The 19,329-nt window shown below is 64.7% G+C and carries 16 protein-coding genes; 8 read left to right on the top strand and 8 right to left on the bottom strand.

The window, feature by feature from the left end:
• Positions 1-1,902 (top strand): hypothetical protein (locus tag ACSF8R_RS13395; protein ID WP_251448565.1); only part of this gene is annotated, 1,902 nt, incomplete at its 5' end.
• Between the two features lie 149 nt (positions 1,903-2,051).
• Here the strand turns inward: ACSF8R_RS13395 and ACSF8R_RS13390 are convergent.
• From ACSF8R_RS13390 to ACSF8R_RS13380, 3 genes are all read right to left on the bottom strand, one after another.
• Entirely contained in the window at positions 2,052-4,787 is a 2,736-nt protein-coding gene (locus ACSF8R_RS13390; RefSeq protein WP_217584119.1) for an NACHT domain-containing protein, read from the bottom strand.
• A gap of 430 nt (positions 4,788-5,217) precedes the next feature.
• On the bottom strand, positions 5,218-6,015 hold the full coding sequence (locus ACSF8R_RS13385) for a metallophosphoesterase (protein ID WP_217584118.1): 798 nt from the start codon (positions 6,013-6,015) through the stop codon (positions 5,218-5,220).
• Positions 6,016-6,094: 79 nt separating this feature from the next.
• Positions 6,095-6,556: a zinc ABC transporter ATPase gene (locus ACSF8R_RS13380; protein WP_217584117.1), complete on the bottom strand. Its 462-nt coding sequence runs from the start codon at positions 6,554-6,556 to the stop codon at positions 6,095-6,097.
• Positions 6,557-6,717: 161 nt separating this feature from the next.
• On the opposite strand from ACSF8R_RS13380, the gene ACSF8R_RS13375 reads away from it, so the two are divergent.
• The 3 genes from ACSF8R_RS13375 (at position 6,718) to ACSF8R_RS13365 (ending at position 9,676) form a co-directional block, all read left to right on the top strand.
• Entirely contained in the window at positions 6,718-7,056 is a 339-nt protein-coding gene (locus tag ACSF8R_RS13375; protein ID WP_231860830.1) for a helix-turn-helix transcriptional regulator, read from the top strand.
• A 440-nt stretch (positions 7,057-7,496) separates the two neighbouring features.
• A complete protein-coding gene (locus ACSF8R_RS13370) occupies positions 7,497-8,588 on the top strand; it encodes an XRE family transcriptional regulator (protein WP_061682412.1) in 1,092 nt (363 codons plus the stop codon).
• Positions 8,585-9,676 carry a hypothetical protein gene (locus ACSF8R_RS13365; RefSeq protein ID WP_061682415.1) on the top strand — a complete coding sequence of 364 codons (1,092 nt, stop codon included), beginning with the start codon at positions 8,585-8,587 and terminating at the stop codon, positions 9,674-9,676. The genes ACSF8R_RS13370 and ACSF8R_RS13365 overlap by 4 nt, the downstream gene beginning before the upstream one ends.
• Here the strand turns inward: ACSF8R_RS13365 and ACSF8R_RS13360 are convergent.
• Complete coding sequence (locus tag ACSF8R_RS13360; RefSeq protein ID WP_061682416.1) at positions 9,638-10,258, bottom strand: hypothetical protein; 621 nt, start codon at positions 10,256-10,258, stop codon at positions 9,638-9,640. The two genes, ACSF8R_RS13365 and ACSF8R_RS13360, sit on opposite strands and share 39 nt — an antisense overlap.
• Before the next feature lie 397 nt (positions 10,259-10,655).
• Between ACSF8R_RS13360 and ACSF8R_RS13355 the strand changes: the two genes are divergently transcribed.
• Positions 10,656-11,303 carry a hypothetical protein gene (locus ACSF8R_RS13355; protein WP_251448559.1) on the top strand — a complete coding sequence of 216 codons (648 nt, stop codon included), beginning with the start codon at positions 10,656-10,658 and terminating at the stop codon, positions 11,301-11,303.
• Between the two features lie 16 nt (positions 11,304-11,319).
• On the opposite strand, the gene ACSF8R_RS13350 is transcribed toward ACSF8R_RS13355, so the two are convergent.
• Together ACSF8R_RS13350 and ACSF8R_RS13345 are read right to left on the bottom strand one after the other, a co-directional pair.
• The gene (locus ACSF8R_RS13350) at positions 11,320-12,258 is read right to left on the bottom strand and encodes an abortive infection family protein (protein ID WP_061682422.1); all 939 of its coding nucleotides are present in this window, start codon (positions 12,256-12,258) and stop codon (positions 11,320-11,322) included.
• A gap of 167 nt (positions 12,259-12,425) precedes the next feature.
• Positions 12,426-12,848: a hypothetical protein gene (locus ACSF8R_RS13345; RefSeq protein ID WP_061682425.1), complete on the bottom strand. Its 423-nt coding sequence runs from the start codon at positions 12,846-12,848 to the stop codon at positions 12,426-12,428.
• A 95-nt stretch (positions 12,849-12,943) separates the two neighbouring features.
• Here ACSF8R_RS13345 and ACSF8R_RS13340 point away from each other — a divergent pair, with 95 nt between their 5' ends.
• Together ACSF8R_RS13340 and ACSF8R_RS13335 are read left to right on the top strand one after the other, a co-directional pair.
• Positions 12,944-15,535 carry a DEAD/DEAH box helicase family protein gene (locus ACSF8R_RS13340; protein ID WP_061682427.1) on the top strand — a complete coding sequence of 864 codons (2,592 nt, stop codon included), beginning with the start codon at positions 12,944-12,946 and terminating at the stop codon, positions 15,533-15,535.
• Positions 15,536-15,839: 304 nt separating this feature from the next.
• Positions 15,840-16,722, top strand: a protein-coding gene (locus ACSF8R_RS13335) for an IS5 family transposase (RefSeq protein WP_246367098.1) whose coding sequence is annotated in 2 segments (ribosomal slippage) — positions 15,840-16,193 and positions 16,195-16,722 — 882 coding nt in all. Because the reading frame shifts where the segments join, the coding sequence is not laid out codon by codon here.
• A gap of 19 nt (positions 16,723-16,741) precedes the next feature.
• Here the strand turns inward: ACSF8R_RS13335 and ACSF8R_RS13330 are convergent.
• A complete protein-coding gene (locus tag ACSF8R_RS13330) occupies positions 16,742-17,122 on the bottom strand; it encodes a MerR family transcriptional regulator (RefSeq protein ID WP_061682430.1) in 381 nt (126 codons plus the stop codon).
• A 159-nt stretch (positions 17,123-17,281) separates the two neighbouring features.
• Here ACSF8R_RS13330 and ACSF8R_RS13325 point away from each other — a divergent pair, with 159 nt between their 5' ends.
• Positions 17,282-18,805 (top strand): SulP family inorganic anion transporter, encoded by a 1,524-nt coding sequence (locus ACSF8R_RS13325; protein WP_061682431.1) that lies wholly within the window; start codon positions 17,282-17,284, stop codon positions 18,803-18,805.
• Here the strand turns inward: ACSF8R_RS13325 and ACSF8R_RS13320 are convergent.
• Entirely contained in the window at positions 18,802-19,269 is a 468-nt protein-coding gene (locus ACSF8R_RS13320) for a hypothetical protein (RefSeq protein ID WP_061682440.1), read from the bottom strand. The genes ACSF8R_RS13325 and ACSF8R_RS13320 overlap by 4 nt on opposite strands.
• Positions 19,270-19,329: the final 60 nt, after the last annotated feature.

Below are 19,329 nucleotides of genomic sequence, written 5' to 3'. Positions count from 1 at the left end.
AAGACGATCGGCAAGGCGGGTGTCGCCGAGATGCTCGGTTTAGTCGTAGAAACGCCGACCGCCCGGGCCTGGCTCATCCAATACCTGCAAACCTCGCCCAACTACGCGCACAACGGCGATCAGCAGATGAGTCGTTCCGCGCAGCGGCTTCTCCGACTCGCCCGCGCACAAGGGCACGATGTTGTCGTGCCGGCCTGCACACACTGTGATCGAGATCTGCTGCTCGGAGCCAATCACCCCGACGGCTCACGATGTTGTCACGGGTGCTATACCAAGGCGACACCGAAGATCTGCGGCCGATGCCACCTCCCTAAGATCATTCGACGCAGACTCGAAGACGGCTCGGCCGTGTGCGGGACGTGCTGGAGGAAGGATCCCGCCAACTACCGGCTCTGCACGATCTGCGATCGGATGCAGCCAGCGCACAAGCGAGTCGACGGCCATAGCGTCTGCGAGAACTGCGCGGATGGACGCATCGGGCGATGTGTCCACTGCCACAAGACCACGACCATCGCCGTCTCCTTCCTCGGAGGAGACACCTGCGAGTCGTGCTACCGGCACGCCAAGTCCACGAAGAAGAAGTGCCCCACCTGCTACACGAGTGCTCTGCTCGTCGCGGTGGACGAAGCCGGCAACCTGGTTTGCAGCACATGCGCCGGAACCCCACCCCGATACGCATGCCCACGTTGTGGCAACGAAGAGCCACGGTACGGCCGCATCTGCCATCGCTGCCACGCAACCGACTGCGTCAATGACCTCTTTGCCGAAGGAACCGCGCGAACGCGCTCGCTCCTCGCACCCCTGCAAGTGCGGCTACTCGATCACCCTGAACCCCAATCGATGGCGAAGTGGACCAAGCGAAGCCGCACCGCAGCCCTGCTCCGGAAGATGCTGCGTGAGGAGATCCCGATCAGCCACACTGCACTCGATGATCATCCAGCCTTCCAGCCTGCCAACCTACTCCGGCACTCGCTTACAGACGTCGGCATCCTCAAGCCGCGCGATGAAGGTGGAGTCCGGTTCGAGCGATGGCTCGACGCCTTCCTCAGCGACCGGCCCGACTCTGTCGCGCGACACCTCACACCGTTCTGCCGATGGGAAGTCACCGCACGCACCCGCCAGCTCATCAGGCAAAAGGGGATCACGGACGGGTCCTACATGCGGGCGCGACTGATCTGCCGCACAGCAGAGAGATTCCTCAACCACCTCGACCAGAACGGCATCGATCTCGGGACAGCGCCGCAGAGCGTCGTCGAGCAGTACCTCGACGACAACCCAAAGGAAGCCTCCTCCCTGCGAAACTTTCTCCGCTGGGCCGCGCGGACGGGCCGCGCAAGACGGCTCCGACCCATCAAGCATCCCAGCGGTCTCAAAGCGACCAGCTACCCACCAGACGAACACAAGAAGTGGCTCCAGAGACTGAGCACCGACGAGTCGCTGCCGCTGATCACGCGGATCACAGGTCTCATCAGCGGCCTCTACGGTCGACCCGCTTCCCACGTATTGCGCCTCACGCGCGCGGACATCATCGATGATGGCAACACCCTTCAACTTCGGCTTGGACAGACTCCAATCACCCTGCCACCGCCACTCCCAGAGCTCATTCGAAGCCAGATCGACGCGCCCCGACGATGGGATACCGATTCCGATTGGCTCTTTCCCTCCAAGCTCAGGGCGGGTGCGCATGTCGACTACGACCGTCCCGTGACCAGCCTCGAAGCGCTCGGCTGCAGCATTGTCGCGCTCCGAGGCTCCGCAATGCTCAACCTCGCCAGCACCATGCCGATCGGTCCTCTCTGTGACCTCACAGGCGTGGCGCCAAGCGTCGCCCGACGATGGCAAATCGCAGCCGCAGCACCATACGCAAAGTACCCCGCGATGCGACAACCTGCGCGACCGTGACAAAGCGGTGAGCAGTTCCCGGAAGCGTTGCACCAACAATCGATCCGAGTCGCCCGCCGACGATGGCACCGACGAGAAGACACCCGCCCGGACAAGGTCAAGGGCTCGCACGCATTCGGGCGGCTTGGCCGGTGAGCGCAACACCCGACTTACCCGGCATACCCTTGCCCTCGAAGCGATCTAGACGCGTGTTGGCGAAGCAGAACAGTCCCATAGTGTGCCGCGTCGGGCTGACTATGGGCCATCGAGCTGATCGTGGAAGCGAGTCCTGCTCGTGCCGCGGGTTGGTCCATCGCCTGGAGGAGCGCCACCGACGCCGTTGCGCCACTGCTACTGCTGGTCGATGCGGCTTCCTCATTCAGCCGCTCGACCAGCACGAGTGCCTCGGGCACCGTGGCAGCGACTCGTGCGAGGTGTCGTGCGAGGATCTGCGCTCGTGCTCGCGTCGTCTGGCCGCCGGGCTTGATGTACTTGCGTCCTTCGGTGAGCGTGGTTCGTGCTTGTTTGGCTGCCGGCGACATGCCGCTGCTGTGCTCGCTGAGGTACTTGGTCGCGAGGTTGGAGAGGTTCTTTCTGCTGAGTTCGTGCAGCGACTCCAGCGCGATTGCGCTTTCGCGCTCGGCCTGCGATAGCGCTAGATCCATAAGGTCGGCGAGTGATCGGGGCAACTCTGGAGCAGTTTCCGCGAACTGCGCCATCGCGCTCGTTAGCAGCGCGCGTCTCACGGCGGGGAACTCAGCGCCGAGATTGTCGAGATAGAGCTCACCAGCGAGTCCGGCACCGAGGGCGGTCAATGGAGTTTCTGCTGTGGTGGTGTCGTACTCGGTCACGATCTGTATGACTTCGTCTGTGAGGTGCTCGCGCCGCTTGAGAAGTCTTCCCGCGGCGAGGAGCCAGGTGTTTCGCCAGTGGCTAGACGGAATGAGCGTCTTCAGTCCGCCGAGCACGGTTGCGTCGTCGCCGTCCGTGAGGGCTCGCGCTGCCATGTACTCCTGCAGGGATCTGACCTCGAACTCATACTTGGCCGGCCTGCGTGAGACGAGCATGACGACCCGTTCGGTGGAGAGCCGAAGGAGTTTGTCCGCAATCGTCTCCGACTCAGTCTCATCGAATCCGGCCATGGTGAGACGCCTGCGGAGGATTCGACCGATTTCCGTCTTCGTCAGTACGGCGTCGGATTTGCCAGGTTGTTCGGTGCGTGCCTGCAGTTTGATGCCGGCTTGTTCGTGCAGGTGATCGATGTGTTGGCGGAGTGTCTTGAGTTCGGCGAACGCCTCGCTCTTGGCGAGCTCCCGCTCGTACACCACCTTGTAGTAGCGATCGAAGAGCTCGAACCGGTCGCTGGGAAGGTCAACGGCCTCCTCTGCAAGGGCGGTCATGATCGTCACCTGCAGGGGTGTCGTCATCAGTCTCTGCGTGACTCGTTCGTGAACAGCGGTGATGAGCCGCTCGGTGACCTGCGCGGCGAGGTCTGGGTCTTCCGACGTTCGGACGGCTGTGAGCGCTTCGGAGTAGCTCAGCGCTTCGCCTTCCGTGAACTCGAGCAACTCCAACTGTTCACACGGTAGAGCGTCGCCGAACTCTCCGCGGTACCCCTGCGGGCGAGTGGTGGCGACGACAAGAACGTCGGCGCGTTGAGCGCTGAGTTCGCTCACGAAGCTGCTGATGGCATCGATCAGCCTGCTGCGCACTTTCGCATCTGGAACCTCGTCGAGGCCGTCAAGGATGAGGCAGGCCGGCCAGCTGCTCATCCATTCCAGCAGGGCGCTCGGGTCGGTCGGGTTTCCCTCCACGAGGATTGAGTCAGCGATGTACTTGAGGAGCGAGAAGGCGCCTTCGTCTCGAGCGACCGACGTTCCTGCCTTGGCCAGCTCGACGACGATGGGCCAGCGTCGGCGCTTCGGGGCTGGGATCCCGGCGGTGGTGAGACGGTCGCGCAAGCCGTCGAAAGCGTGCTTCGCGTTGGCGCCGTATCGGGTTATGTCGGTGTCGCGGAGGAACGCTACCCGGTAAGCATGTGCAATCACCTGCGCGATGGTGCTCTTTCCTTGGCCCGGTCCTCCGATCAGGACCACACCTTGCGGGCCGGAGCCCCCAGAGCTGGACAATGCGCGATTGCCGATCGCGAGCGTTACGCGTGCAGCCATGCGTCGGCCTTCGGCCTCGTTGGCGGGCCCCGCGCGCCATACGCACGGGAGATCGATTGCAATGTCCGCCAGTCGGACCTTTGAGGTGTCGCTGTAGCCGGCGTCGCCGGTGCGAACCCATTGTCGGGTGATGAGTTCCGCGACAGCGTGACCCGCCAGCCTGTCGGCTTCAAGTGCGGTCCTCTTGGGCAGCAGAGACTCGAGTTGCACGAGGAAGTCGCCGGTCACGATCAGTTCGAGGTACCGCTGTCGTATCGAGGTGTGCTTGTCGAGCATCGTGCGGATCTCCGCGTAATCCCAGACGAACCAGCCGTCCAAACCCAGCTCGGCGGCCGAGTTGCTCATCAGAAGCTCAAACTGGTCCTTCCCTCCGCTGCCCTCCGTGCCGGAGAGCGCCACGTTCGTGGCGAAGAGGAGGTACTTCGGTGTCTTCTTGCCGAGACGCTTCTTGCCGAGCCAGCCGCGGATCTCGCCGCGCACCTCCTCGATGAACCACTTCCAGTCGGCGGTAGCTGTGGTTGGCTTCTCGTGGTGCTTCACCTGGATGACGCCGTATCCATTCCAAGAGCTCGCGCTGCCCACAGGGAAAGTGACCCGACCTTCAAAGGTTGCGTCGCGTTGACCATCCTTACCGGACCCAAACGGGCGTACACCATTGCCCAGCTCGGCCTTTGCGAGAGCTTGAAGCATGTGCTCGAACTGCTGCCAGCCCATGCGATTGAGGTCGTAGTGGCCCATCTGCTCCCTCTCTCCGGGCTGCCGCGTAGATACCGTACGAGTCCGCGACTGATCTCTCCGGAGATCATGATGCTGAGGTTACGAGACCACGATTCGCGCCTACGGCAGTCTCTCAGTGAAGGCTCTCCGCTGGTGGTTCCCGGGACGGTGCGTCGTGACGGTAGGGATGCCGCCCTCCGCTTCGGGTGTGCGGCAGTACGTATACGATCTGACAGACCGGCGGCTGATTGTGGGATCTCATGACCAACTGTCATGCGTGAACCCGCTGACCTGAACCCCTTGCTCGACCGGATCGACGCTGGCACCGATTTGTCTCATGAGAGCCGTCACAAACTGGCCCGATTTTGATCGGGCTGCCGTTCAATCCCACAGCATCGCTTTCCCTTGACACGGCTCCGCGGTTCCGCCGGCACATGACTGCTGCTCGCGATCAACACGATTCGTCACGGCGGGGCCACTGGCGGTCCAGCGCGCCGAGGAGGTCCTCGAGCGCGATCAGCAGTTCGTTGTATCCCATCTGGTAAAACAGGGCATCGGAGTTCGAGGTCTCGCTGGCGTCAAAGTCCGCGACGAGTTGACGGGCCTCACGGATCGTGACATCGAGCCACGGCTCGACGTCCGGCAGGTTGCGGATCCAGGCGTCGATGACGGTGAAGGGGATGGGCGCGTACCCGTGGGCGTCGACGCCGACGTGGAACTGGTGGCCGATGGGGCCGTGATCGCGTGCGTGGGTGTGGCCATGCAGGAGCGGGATCCCGTCGTCCCAGCGCGGCCGGTGCGTGGTGTGCCGGTCCGACTCTTGGGAGTCGCCCTTGTAGGGGTAGTGGGAGGCGAGGATCCGGTACCCGCGCCGGGTCCCTTCGATGACCTCCGGCAGGATGGTCCACCCGGCCGCCTCGTAGAGCGGCGCGAACCTTTCGATCGCCTTCCTCGACTGCGTCGCGGGCGACACCCGGTCATGGTTTCCGGGTACCAGGTATCGGCAACCGTTCAGCTGCGCGGTGAGGCCGATCGATTCTTCGATCGGTCCGAGTGCGACATCCCCGAGATGCAGCACCACATCGGTCGGGCTGACGACCTCATTCCAACTGCGGACGAGTTCGGTGTTCATGTCGTCGACGGTGGTGAACGGGCGTTCCGCGAGCTCGCTGATCCGCGCGTGGTCGAAGTGGGTGTCCGCAGTGACGTAGTCGACCTGGTCGAAGTCGAACCACGGATACTCACTCATGGCAGGCCTCTCGCAGGTGATGGATGCTCTTGCAGAATCTAGCGATGTCTAGCGTTTCGATAGACCCGGATAGATATCGCTAGAGTTCGTCGAGATCGATCCCGAACTTCCGAGCGAGGTCGGCCAGCGGGATGTCCTCACTGTCGGTGGGCCGTTCCCGGACGATGCGGGCGATCTCCTCGTTCTCGGCTGCGTCCGCCGCTTCCGCGATCATTGCCAGTTCCTCAATCAAGGCATCAACGGGTCTCCCGACGTCGGCCGCGCGGCGCCGGATCTCTGCGGCGGCGTGGGCGAGGGTGTACATACGCTCCCACGGGTAGTCGCCGTGCCGGGCGACGGCGACGGTGTCGCGGGTGTAGCTGCGCTCATCGCCGGGGACGAGCCACCGTTCGGCGCCGTCCGAGGTGAGGAAGAAGTCGACGTAGCAGTTCCCACACGGCATCCGGTATACCCCCGGCTCGGTGGGAGCAGACTCGGCGCTGCGCGCGATCATGCCGCGGATGACCTCCTCCCAGTCGACATCGCCATCATCGTGCGTCACCGGTGCCCCTTCCAAGCAGAACAGAGAAGTGTCCTACGGAAACGCGACCGACGCAAGCCCGCCTACACGGTGCAGTCCGCGGGCACATGGCGCAACAATGAGCGTGGCGAGATTCTTCGAGCTCGTCGGGCGCAAGCAAGACACAAGCAAGGAAAGAACTGATGAGCACTCCGTTTCGGGAGCTGGAAGTCGCATCGCTCGCGGCCATGACGACAGACGAGCGCGCACGGTTCGACGCCGCGCTCGAAGAGGAAGAGGCACGGCGCGCGATGGCAGAGATGGTCTATCAGGCGCGCACGGCCGCGGGTCTCAGCCAGGCGGCACTCGCAGATCGAGTCGGCTCGAAGCAGTCCGTCATCTCCGCCATCGAGAACGGATCTCAGCAGCCCACCCTCTCCACACTTCGACGAATCGCGCGCGCCGTCGACCGCCAACTCACCATCGAACTTGCCTCCGCTGACCGACCGGCGCGCCCTGGGGCGAGCGATCACTGTCCGTGATCGCGCGAGGGCGAGCCTTTACGCCCGATCGACAGGAAGGTGTGCGGGAGTCGGACAGCGATAGCAGTGTTCCAGCGTGAATAGCGACCCGACCGCGATCAGCTGGCGGCCGTCCGTAACGCCTCGCGTGAGGATGCCGGTGCGACAAGTCGACAATCCGCTCGTCCTGCTCGATCCGGGCCAGTAGCAACTCCACCAGCGTCGACGTTCCGGTCATGGCGACCTCCTCGAGAGAGACCTGCCGGGATCGCGCACCCCCAGACTTCGGCGTCGGAGTCGGAGGCCTGCTGCATGATGGGCATCGCCAACGATCCGTCCCGCACATAGGGGAGCCCCTCGCACCACAACCCACTATCTGGCGACACGCCGCTCGACCAAGCGGCACATGTACCCGGCAAACAATGCAGTTCTTATGCTAGCCTTGTCGGCGGAGGTGACTGATGGCGGATGCGGCGATCTCGATGATCACCCTGCTGCGTGAGGCGAAGGGCTGGAACCAGACCGAGCTGGCGCGAGAGGCGGGGGTCTCGCAGGCTGTCATCTCCCGCCTGGAGACCGGGGCGCTGGAGCTCACCCCGGATCGCCGGGACGCGCTCGTGAAGGCGCTGGACTGCCCGCCGGAGATCCTCGAGGAGCAGCCCACCGTCCCGGGCCTAGCGATCAGCTGCCTGCACCACCGCCGCCGGGCGAGCACGATGACGGTTCGCACGATGCGACGCATCGAAGCGCTCACGCACCTGACCAGGCTCACGATGGAGGGCCTGCTCACCGGGATCGCGCCGCAGCCGCAACGCACCCTGGTCCGTGACCCGATCGACCTGGACGGCGATCCCCGCGAGGTCGCTCGCCGGCTCCGGGAACGCTGGGACCTCGGCGACGGGCCGATCCGCAACCTCGTCGGCATCGTCGAGTCCGCCGGCATCATCGTGATCGAACGCCCCCTCTCGACCCCCGGGCAGGACGCCGTCTCCACCTGGCCCGGCGACCAGTCCCGGTTCCCGATGATGCTGGTAACCAAGGGCCTCGCCCCCGACCGGCTCCGGTTCACGGTCGCGCACGAGCTCGGGCACCTGCTGATGCACGACATCCCCGGCCCTGAGCAGGAGGACCAGGCCAACAAGTTCGCCGGCGAGCTGCTCGCGCCCGCCGACAGCATCCGCCCCGACCTGGCAGGGCTGCGCACCGGAGAGTTCCGGCGGCTGCTGACCCTGAAGGAGAAGTGGGGCATGTCGATCGGCGCGCTGATCCGCCGCGCCTACGACCTGGAGATCATCACCGACCGGCAATACCGCGAGTTCAACATGCGCCTCGGCCAGATGGGCTGGCGCAACAGCGAACCCGGCGACGTCGCCGTCGAGACCCCGTCCACCCTCACCCAGATCATCAACGCCCACAAGAACATCCGCCACCAGAGCGTCGCCGATATCGCACGGCTGGCGGGCATGACCGAAGACGGCTTCCGCCGTCACTACCTCGGGGAGAACCCTCAACCCGAGAACCTCGTTCCGATCACGTTGGGAGCCGCAACATGACCGACCTCGCCCCGCCCTCCGGTCACCATCCCGCCCCGGTTCCCGCCGGGACGGGCATCGACAGCGCCATCCTCATCCACGCACCGCAGTCCAAGGTCGACCGCATCGCCGCGTTCAGCCGCAACGCGGGCATCACCGCCCTCTACACCGTCGCCGGCGGCAACAAGACCGCCGCCGCCGACAAGCTGCTCACCACCCACCGCTCCATCGCCGGCCCCGAATCGCGCATCCTGTTCGACGCGAACCGCTACTCCGGCAAGAACCGCGCCACCGGCGACGCACCGCTCAGCCTCGAATGGGTCACCTGGCAACTCGACCACGGCGCGCCGGTCGCGCTCACCGACACCGGCTACATCAGCCTCGAGAACATCGCCCAGGTCGACCTCGCGCTCGGCCGCGGCGCAGACATCGCGAGCCAGGCTTCCGGGACTGTGATGACGATGCTGCCCATCGAGTCCCTCATCCTGAAGAACTCCGCCGACCAGCTGCGCACCGCGATCGACCGCGCCGGCGTCCCCGTCGCCCTCGCCCTGGGCCACAGCACCGACCCGTTCGGCGCCGTCGACACCGTCCGCGGCCTGCTGCACGTGCTCGGCTCACAGGTGAGCATCGCGCTGCTGCGCACCGACCTCTCCGCCGTCGCCGCGGTCGCCGCCGGCGCCCGGTTCGGCGCGGTCGGCACCAGCAGCACCCTCCGCCACATCTGGCCCTCCAAGGGCGGCGGCCGCAGCCCCGGCACCTCCGTGCTGGTCCCGCGGCTGATGTCCTACCACCTGCTCGAGCGGCTCCCGCTGGTCGCCGCGCAGGTCCCCGCCGACTACTTCTGGTGCGACTGCAACATCTGCGAAGGCGGCGCGGTCTTCGACCACGTCACCGAGCACACCGCACCCGAACACAGCATCGGCTCGATCGCCACGTTCGCGGCGAACCTGCTCTCCGGAACCCGCGAGGAGAACCTCAAGTCGTTCCGCGAGAAGGCGATGAACGCCCAGACCCTGCACTCCGAGATCCAGGTCGAGATGGAAGACGTCCGCTGGGCGCCTGCCCGCTCACTCGACTCCTGGGTGAAGGCCCTCGACGGCCGGTAACGCGCACGGCAGCGCATCCGACCGGATCGCCCACTCGAACAACCGCTCCTCATACACCCGACGCCACAACGGGCTCAACGCCGAGCCCGCCCGCACGCCGGCATCGCCGCCCACATGCACCTCGACGCTCGACTCGTCACACACCACCAGCGCCGTCCCCTGCGCGTCGAACTCCTCCGCGACCAGCGGCGACCGGCGCGGGAACACGGGAAACATCCCGATCGTCCTCGCCAGTGACCGCAGCGGCCGCAACGCCCGCCTCGTCGGCGTCGGCGCGCCCACCCCGACCATCGCCGCGACCCGCAGCACCGTCGGGCACCCCGCATCCAGCAGGTCACGCACGGCATCCGTCGACACCGCCGGGCCATCCATCCGGGTCAGCCGCAACGACAGCGCGCGCCGGTCCCAGACGACCACCGGATACACGTTCGCGTCCAGGAACGTCGTCAACGGCAACACCGCCGCGCCCGGCAGCAGCGTCGTAGTCGCGTGAGCGGCCGCGGCATCCCGCAGCCCGGGCTCACCCCACGCGCGATCGGCAGCAGTCCGACGAGGGGTCTGCAGCACGATCGAGATGCTCATGCTGCCCCCTCCAGCTCAAATTGCAGACGAGACCCGGCTAGGACCTCCACAACGGCGTCAGCCCGCGGCCGAGCATAGATCGCACCGCCCACACCAACCCCGAGAGTCTGCATCACCCACGGCGGAGTCACAAGCTGGCCCACCTTCGACACCATCTGAGCACCCTCCTCACCCTCCTCCGCGCGACGCACACACACCACCCCCTCGGCCACCTCGAACCGCACCCGACCCGGCACCTCGATCCCCGCCGACACCAGCACGCGCCGCGGGATAGACAACTGCCGACGCGCCCCGATCATCCGCGGCCCATGCACCAACAACCCACTCATGCCTTAACTTTAAGATGACTTTCGATCGACGTCCACCGGCCCCGCCGATTCGGTGGCACGCTGAGACGATGAGCAGCCCCAGCCAGCCGCCATCCAACGCCGACAGCGTCGCTGGCTTCGACCGCACCATCCCGCTCGCTGTCGAGGCCCTCGAGCACCGGGCGCGTGACGTCGAGAGCGTTGCTGGCGCCGGCGACGAGGCTGCGGTAGTCAAGGCATACGCGGCCGCTCGGTTCTTCATCGTCCAGATCGACGTCGACATGCGCGTGCTGCTGCGCGCCATGGCCGCAGACCCCGCTGCGCGGGTCACGACCGAGAAGCTCCTCGCCCTCGTCCTGCGCGAGAGCATCGAAGGCGTCTACAGGGTCCTGGGAGACCTGCAACGCACTGCACGCACGCAGACCGGTCGGTTCGCTGACTTCATCGACATCGAGGGGCTCACCGCGGGGCAGAACACCTACAAGGCAAGCGTCCGGGACATAGCCGATGACCGCTCCTTCAAAGAGACGCTCGTGAAGATCCGCAACGAGGTCGCCGCACACATGTTCAGCGACGACGTCGGCATCGAATCAGGGGCCGCCTGGGTCGTCTCTCGCTCCGTCATGCCCAAGACCGACGACGCCATGTTTGAGAGCCTGATCTTCAGCCGCTCGATCCAAGTCCTCCACGCGCTCCACACCCTCGATGAGGCACTCGCTAATATCCGCCGGATGTGATCGAAGCGGTCGCAAGTCAGCTGGGGAGCTCCAACGCGCCAGACTCGATGCGCGCCTGCCACGTATCGAGGACGAACTCCGCGATTGTCACGGTTGCGTTCAGAGCGAGACGGGCATGGCGAGCAAGCGCTGCGCTGCGAGACGATTGCCCATGTCCGATTCCGAGCTCGTTGCGCAGCTCGGCAAGTGAGCTCACAGTCGTCACGAGCGTTCGGAGGATCTGCTGAGAGGTCTGGCTGGCGCGAGCCGACTCGGGGACGGCTTCCGCATTCAGAGCTAGCAGCTCGGCGACCTTGCGATACAGGCGCGGCACGTCGTCGTTGCCGCCGTAACTCACGCCACTGCGGTCCAGGATGATCTTGAACAGGCTCTCGAGCAGGTTCTTGCACGAGGAGATCGCCGCCGCCGGGTCAGCCACCAGCCCGGCCCGGATCCGAGTGAGATGCTCCTGAAGCACCGCAGGATCCGTGAGCGGCCGCTCGCTCAGACGCAACTCGGGCGCTGAGCCGTGAAACGCGTCGAGTCGCCGCCAGCCATAGACAGCGTGCCCGCTAATCCAATCGGAGGCATACAGTTCATACCCGTCGCGGGCCAGCGCCTCGTTGAAGCCCTTGAGGAGCGCCGCGACCTCCGATTCGTCGGAACGAACGAGGGGATGCAAGATCTCGGCGAGGAACGCGAGAACTACATCGTCATCACCATGCGCGAGGTTGAACCGACTGTCCGAGAAGACCCAGTCGTCGTCCCAGTCGTAGTTGTTCACGCGGTGCTGCCAGATGTCTCCATGCGCATCGCGATACCGCGTATCCGCGCTCGGCAAGCTGCTCAGATCGTAGAGGCGCCCAAGGAAGTCCGGCTCCTGGAGACGGCCCGACCAACCCAACCCTGACAGCGCGATCGAATCGAACAGCTTTCGACGCGTGATGGCAGAGATGCGATTGCGAGATGCCGGCATGCCACCGATGCTATGCACTCCGCAAGCCCGGCCTCGAGACGGTCGGGCCGCGCCCTCAAGCTCACTGCGATTGAGCACTGCACCAGACGACCAGGCCCGAACTTCATGGCAAGTTCAATGTCCCATTGGGCGGCCATGGCACTTGCTCGGAGCGGTGCCGTGCCGCTCTAAGCGTCGTCGATACCCATCGCGCGTCGGGTGGCGGCGTCCAGATCTGCCTGCTCCTGTGGCATCTTCTGGAGCATGGCCTCTACCGTCCGCTGGGAGTAGCCCTGAGCGTCTACGGATTCGCCGTCCTTCGTGAATATGAATCGCTTGCCATCGTGACGACGAACGAACGCCGTAATCACCTTCGCCAGACCGTGCAGGCCGCCGGCGCTGCCGGCAGCTATGCCGAGCACCTTGACTACTTCGATCCAATCAGTCGGATCATAGGAATGCTCCATGGCTGTGTTGTGGTCGATACCGTGCTCGTCGAGAAGCTTCAGGATCTCGTCGCTGTGCTCCGACGGGAAACGCAGCTGCAGGCTGTCGTCGCCGAGATGTCCTAGCGTGACCAGTATGGGTACGACTTCCTTGTCAGTGCTCATGGAGCAAGTGTTCCAGACCGTGAACGCTGTTCGAGCGGTGGTCTCAGTCGCGCACGAACGCTCCGCCCAGGGGCACCGACGAATTAGGGGGAACGATGGCGATCAAGAAGCGCTCGGATACGCAGTTGCGCGCTGAAACTCCGGAGAAGCTGTTCCCGCTACTGCGGAAGACGGGGGAAAACTCAGACACGCTATGGCCGCAGCAGGTCGATCTGCTGCGCGAGTATGCCGAGAAGCGCGTGGGTGCCCGGGATCTTGCGATCGAACTGCCGACTGGTACGGGGAAGACGTTGACCGGCCTTCTTATCGCGGACTGGCGGCGCCGCGAGGGTAAGGGGCGCGCCATCTTCGTCTGCCCAACCAAGCAGCTCGTGCGTCAAGTCGTAGCGGCAGCGGAGAAGGAAGGTATCGACGTCGTCGATCTCTCGGGGTCTTGGAAGCAGTGGGATCCGTCGGCTCAAAGCAAGTACGAGCGTGCGAAGGCTACGGCCGTGGTCCCCTACAGCTCGATCTTCAACACGTCTCCGAAGCTGATTGAGGCAGACATCATCGTGTTCGACGACGCGCACGCGGGCGAGCAGTACGTGTCAAAGGCGTACACCGTCGAAATACCACGCCACCTCTACGGGTCGATTTGGAGCGAGGCGCTGGAAGCGGTCGCACCGATGCTCCCCCAGGAGCGGTATCAGCAGCTCATCGGGAACACCCCCGGCGCAGGAACCCGTGAACTTGTTGACGGTCTCGTCCTCGCCCAACGCGACGACGCACTGCCGGGACTTGCACGTGCTCTCGGCGCCTTCGCGCGCGTTGACCGCTCCGATCGGTTCGCAGCAGCACAGAAATTCGCCTTCGACGCAATAGGAGGCCACCTCGCTGCCTGCACGCTCTACGTCTCCTGGTCGAAGATCGAAGCACGACCCGTCACCCCGCCAACATTCGAGAACTCGCTGTTCGCCTCGGCAACGCAACGGGTCTACCTCTCGGCGACGCTCGGAACCTCTGGCGAGTTGGAGCGCGCCTTCGGAAGGCCATCCGTCGCACGCTTGCACCGCCCCGAGGGAGCACCAACCCCCACCTCCGGACGTCGCTTCCTCGTATTCCCGCACTTGGTTCCTAATGCGGATCCAGACAAGCTCACCAAAGAACTCATCAAGTCGGTCGGGAAGTCCATCGTCATCACCCCGAGCGAGAAGGAGGCGGAGAACGCCAGCACAACGATCGTGCCCAAGAACTGGACTGTGTTCCGAAAAAGCGACGTCGAGGATTCGCTCGACGACTTTGCCGCGTCGACCAAGTCGGTCGCTTTGCTCGCCAACCGCTACGACGGCATCGATCTCCCCGGCAAGGCCTGCCGATCAGTAACGATGGCTGGATATCCCGGCGTCACCAACCTCCAGGAGCGGTTCTACGCTTCCCGTGCGCGCGCGGCCGCCGTCTCAGCCGAACGGGTACGGAGCCGCGTGGTTCAGGGCATCGGACGGTGCACCCGCGGCCCAAGGGACTGGGCACTCGTCATCGTCGCCGATAAAGAGACCACCACCTACCTTTCCCGCGAAGAAATGCGCGCAACACTGTCGCCTGACTTGCAGTCCGAAATCGAGTTCGGTCTGGACCAGTCCGATACGTCGCTCGACGACGTTCGAGAGAACGTCGCGATGTTCCTCGAGCAGGGCAAGCAGTGGCGAAGTGACCCAGAGGAAGAGCTCGCGCGAATCAGGGCTGCTGCCGTGCAGCATGAGCCCGCGGAGGCACCCGGACTCGCGGAGGCGGCGAAGCACGAGGTTGAAGCGATGGAGAGAATGTGGAACGCGGATTGGAAGGCGGCCAGCGAAAAGCTGCACCTCGCGGCGACCGCGTTGACCTCGTATCCAGCGGTGCGGGGCTACCAAGCCACGCTGCTGTTCCGAGCCGCGGTCACCATCGATAAGGCCGCCCGCGATGCAAACGACGAAGAATTGGCCGTCAGGGCGGACGCGCTTGCCGCGCAGGCGGTCGATGCCGCCAAGCCCGCTACGTGGATGGCAGCGTTCCTTCCGTTCCAAGGCCGGCAAGCTCTCGCCCCGAGCGCACAGCTTCTGAGTGCAGCATCACGGCTCAGCACCTATATAGACGGGGTGGGAAGTCCCGCGAAGCTCAAGACCGCGTTCGAGAACATGCTCGATGGCCTCTCGCAGATCGACCACAAGGCCTACGAACCCGCGCTCACACAGCTCGGGCTGTTCCTAGGGGCGCACGCGTTCAAGCCGAAGGGGAACTCGCGGACCGATTCTGCTTGGTGCTGGGACGAGACACAGTGGATCAGCGTCGAGGCGAAGAGCGAACACAAGATCGACGGCGTTATTGGTGTGACCGACACCCTGCAGGTGAACGGGCACCTCGCACTTGTGGCGGAAGACAGAGCGGTCGCGGTCCCCGAGATTAGCGCAGCGGTTATGGTCACCCCGCGCACGCTCGTCCATAAGGACGCGATCGCAGTTGCCGGCGGAGACAGCTACCGCGTGACACCCGACGACATCCGCGCACTCGCGACAGATACCGAGCGGCTCTGGGAAGGTCTGCAGCTACTGCGGAACATCAAAGTGGCGAGCGAACGTACCGATGGAGTTGTGAAGTTGCTCGATCAGCACCGGTTACGGCCGGAAGACGTTCTCGACAGGCTTACTGTCACACGTATCGGGGAGGTCTGACGGCAGCCATCCAGCCCGACACCCGCCGCGTCCTCATCGTGACCGAAGCACTCCACGACCCAGCTCCCACCGATGTTGACACGCTACGAAACGACCCCGCAAGAGCGCTCAAGCAGCACTGGCAGCCCGCCACCGGTTGCATCTCACAGGTGAGTGTCGACATACCGCCCGAGGATGTAGAAGTTCGACCAAGCTGAGTCGCCCGGGGCGCCGCTCTCAGTCACGCTGACGACATCGATTCCCTCGCGGTTTAGGGCGTGTTGATCAAGTCATCTGCCCTTGTCTCGGTGAGCCTTGAACGGTGATGCGACACGAGATCTCTGACGAGGCGTGGGCCGTGATGGAGCCGTTGATGCCGACGGTTACGGGCCGGTCGAGGCCGTGGACGAATCATCGGCTCGCTGTCGAGGGAATGGCGTGGAAGTACCGCACCGGCGCTCCCTGGCGGGACGTGCCGGAGCAGTATGGGAAGTGGAACTCCATTTACAAGCGGTTCAGCCGATGGGCCGCGGACGGCACCTGGGAGAAGCTGCTCGCGGAGGTCCAGAGGCAGGCAGATGCCGCCGGGAAGATTGACTGGGTGGTCTCGATCGACTCCACGATCGCGCGTGTGCATCAGCACGGCGCGACCCTGAAGCGGGACACAGGGGGCTCTACCGAATGACAGGAATCCGTGGGTCGAGCCGCCGGATCACGGGATCGGACGCTCTCGCGGCGGACTGACAACCAAGCTGCACATGGTCTGCGATGGCCGTGGCCGGCCGTTGGGCATGCTGATCACCGGCGGCAACGTCAACGACACCACGATGATGACCGCGGTCCTCGAAGACATTCGCGTGCCCCGCGCCGGTAAGGGTAGGCCCCGAACCCGCCCGGACCGGGTACTTGCCGACAAGGGCTACCCTTCGAAGGCGAACCGCGCCTGGCTTCGCAGCCGCGGGATCGCTGCGACCATCCCGGAGCGTGACGACCAGATCGCGCACCGCCGGAAGCGGCCGGGTCGGCCGATCGACTTCGGCGACCAGCAGCAAGCTCGCTACAAGGGGCGCAACGTGGTTGAGCGGTGCTTCAACCGGCTCAAGCAGTGGCGCGGGATCGCGATGCGCTCTGACAAACTCGCCCGCAACTACCGCGCCGCGATCTGTCTCGCCGGAACTTTAATCTGGGTCAAGACCGGCGCGCGCTGAGCGGACTTGGGTGAGCCGCTTACACCTTCGTGGAGCGGGCGTGAAGTTGAGCGACGAACTCCTCGGCGGCGGCGAGTTGGATTCTGAGACGGTCGCGCCGCTCGAGCGCCTCCTGCCGGACACTCTCAAACCGAGCATCAAGTTCCGGATCGCGCGGGTTGGCGTTGACCAGATTGATGAGGTCGAGCAGCTCACGCATCTGGTCGAGGCTGTAGCCGAGGGGTTTCATCCGGCGGATCAGCATCACCCGTGCCTCGTCGTCGGCGGTGTAGAGGCGGAACCCGCCATCGGTGCGTCCGGACGGAGTGACGAGACCGATCTCGTCGTAATGGCGGAGGGTGCGCAGTGACAGACCAGTGCGCTCGGCCAGTTCACCGATGTGCATCGCCGCGTCAGTCATGATCCCCGATTTCCTTCAACCCTCACGTTACGTTAGAGTCTCGTTGTTCGCTCGCACCCTGTCGTGCAGCATCCATCCTCTCCCGAATCTCTGAGACTTCCCGGCGCAACGGAGCGCCTTCCTGCGGGCTTACATCCCCGCCGACCACGAAGGAGCACCGTGACCGCCGTCGTGCCCACGCAAGATCCCGCCGCCCGCTACCGGATCGAACCGACCGTTCTGCAAGCGCTGCGCAGCCCCCGCATTCTCACCCGCGAAGTCCTCGCCGGACTGGTCGTCGCGATCGCGCTGATCCCCGAAGCGATCGCGTTCTCGATCATCGCCGGGGTCGACCCCCGGGTGGGGCTGTTCTCGTCGTTCGTGATGGCGGTCGCCATCGCATTCCTCGGCGGCCGGCCCGCGATGATCACCGCCGCAACCGGCGCCATCGCGCTGGTCATCGCCCCTGTTGCCCGCGAGTACGGGATGGACTACTTCATCGCCACCGTGATCCTCGGTGGGCTCATCCAGATCGTGCTGGCACTTCTCGGGGTGGCGAAGCTAATGCGGTTCATACCCCGCAGCGTCATGGTCGGGTTCGTCAACGCCCTCGCCATCCTCATCTTCATCTCGCAGATCCCGCAGCTGCTCGGGGTGCCCTGGATGGTCTACCCGCTCGTGGTCGCGGGCCTGCTCATCATGTATCTGATGCCGCTGCTGACCCGTGTCGTCCCGGCACCGCTGGTCGCGATCGTTCTGCTCACTGCCGCCGCTGTCGTGTTCGGTATCAGCGTCCCCACCGTCGGCGATCAGGGCCAACTCCCGCAGAGCCTGCCCGAACTGTTCATCCCGAACGTTCCGCTCACCCTGGACACCCTCGGCATCATCTTCCCGTTCGCCGCCGCGATGGCCATCGTCGGGCTCCTCGAATCCCTCATGACCGCGAAACTGGTCGATGACATCACCGACACCCACTCCCGAAAGACCCGCGAAGCGTGGGCTCAGGGGGCGGCGAACATCCTCTCCGGCGCGTTCGGTGGCATGGGCGGCTGCGCGATGATCGGGCAGACGATGATCAACGTGAAGGCATCCGGAGCCCGCACCCGCATCTCCACCTTCCTCGCCGGCGTGTTCCTCCTCGTCTTGGTGCTTGTGCTCGGCGACATCGTCGCCGTCATCCCCATGGCCGCCCTCGTCGCCGTGATGATCGTCGTCTCCGTCGCCACGTTCGACTGGCACAGCATCCGCCCCACCACCCTCAAGCGCATGCCGCTCAGCGAAACCCTCGTCATGGTCGTCACCGTCGGCATCACCGTGTGGACCCACAACCTCGCCATCGGCGTCGGCGTCGGCGTCATCGCCGCGATGATCCTCTTCGCCCGCCGCGTCGCGCACTTCACCACCGTCACCCGCGAGATCACCGACCAAGACGGCCAGCCCACCGCCCGTTACACCGTCGACGGAGAACTGTTCTTCGCCTCCAGCAACGACCTCACCACGCAGTTCGAATACACCCACGACCCCGACCGCGTTGTCGTCGACCTGACCCGCTCCCACGTCTGGGACGCATCCACCGTCGCCGCGCTCGACGCCATCCACACCAAATACGAACACCTCGGCAAGACCGTCACCTTCACCGGCATGAACGACGCCACCGCCCGATTCCACGGCCGCCTCACTGGCGGACTCGGCAACGCGCACTAACTGGACTCCAGCGACCCCGGCACTAAATCAACACGCCCTAGGGAGTTCACGGCGGATTGAGGATCGTGTGCGTCGGTAACGGCTGGATGCCCGCTGAACCGCCAGCTTCCGGCATCCTTCATTGAGTGCCTGTCGAACCGGCCGTACACCAGCACGTTCCGGACCGCCTCGCTCAACTGCTCCTTCTCGAGGGCTTCGTGCTCGCCATCTATGTATGCGATCGAGTCCGCATCGTGTCGTGAAGGCTCGCGCTCGTCGGGGAGCCAAGTGTCGGTGATCGCAAACGCAATCCCAGGACCAACAGCCAGCTGAATCGAGATCTCATCCCGATCATCGCGGTAGCCCGAGACTGGCCAGACTGCAGAGCGCCCCGCGGCCATGAAGTCGTGCGCTGCTGTCTGAAAGGTCGAGGCCAACTGATCAGAGATGGCTATAACGATCGAGCCGTAGTGCAGGTGCTTCATGTGTGCACCATATCGGCGCACGGCGACCCGCTTGGCTCGTGGGTCGGCTCGGTAGCCTGG

The organism is Microbacterium sp. bgisy189 (genome assembly GCF_965345345.1).
Classification (GTDB): Bacteria; Actinomycetota; Actinomycetes; order Actinomycetales; family Microbacteriaceae; genus Microbacterium.
This window is presented reverse-complemented; position numbering and strand designations above follow the sequence as displayed.

Bases quoted from the DNA above. Each gene is read 5' to 3' on its own strand.
- ACSF8R_RS13390 (WP_217584119.1), bottom strand. From the start codon at position 4,787: ATGGGCCACTACGACCTCAATCGCATGGGCTGGCAGCAGTTCGAGCAC.
- ACSF8R_RS13385 (WP_217584118.1), bottom strand. From the start codon at position 6,015: ATGAGTGAGTATCCGTGGTTCGACTTCGACCAGGTCGACTACGTCACT.
- ACSF8R_RS13375 (WP_231860830.1), top strand. From the start codon at position 6,718: ATGAGCACTCCGTTTCGGGAGCTGGAAGTCGCATCGCTCGCGGCCATG.
- ACSF8R_RS13370 (WP_061682412.1), top strand. From the start codon at position 7,497: ATGGCGGATGCGGCGATCTCGATGATCACCCTGCTGCGTGAGGCGAAG.
- ACSF8R_RS13365 (WP_061682415.1), top strand. From the start codon at position 8,585: ATGACCGACCTCGCCCCGCCCTCCGGTCACCATCCCGCCCCGGTTCCC.
- ACSF8R_RS13360 (WP_061682416.1), bottom strand. From the start codon at position 10,258: ATGAGCATCTCGATCGTGCTGCAGACCCCTCGTCGGACTGCTGCCGAT.
- ACSF8R_RS13355 (WP_251448559.1), top strand. From the start codon at position 10,656: ATGAGCAGCCCCAGCCAGCCGCCATCCAACGCCGACAGCGTCGCTGGC.
- ACSF8R_RS13350 (WP_061682422.1), bottom strand. From the start codon at position 12,258: ATGCCGGCATCTCGCAATCGCATCTCTGCCATCACGCGTCGAAAGCTG.
- ACSF8R_RS13345 (WP_061682425.1), bottom strand. From the start codon at position 12,848: ATGAGCACTGACAAGGAAGTCGTACCCATACTGGTCACGCTAGGACAT.
- ACSF8R_RS13340 (WP_061682427.1), top strand. From the start codon at position 12,944: ATGGCGATCAAGAAGCGCTCGGATACGCAGTTGCGCGCTGAAACTCCG.
- ACSF8R_RS13330 (WP_061682430.1), bottom strand. From the start codon at position 17,122: ATGACTGACGCGGCGATGCACATCGGTGAACTGGCCGAGCGCACTGGT.
- ACSF8R_RS13320 (WP_061682440.1), bottom strand. From the start codon at position 19,269: ATGAAGCACCTGCACTACGGCTCGATCGTTATAGCCATCTCTGATCAG.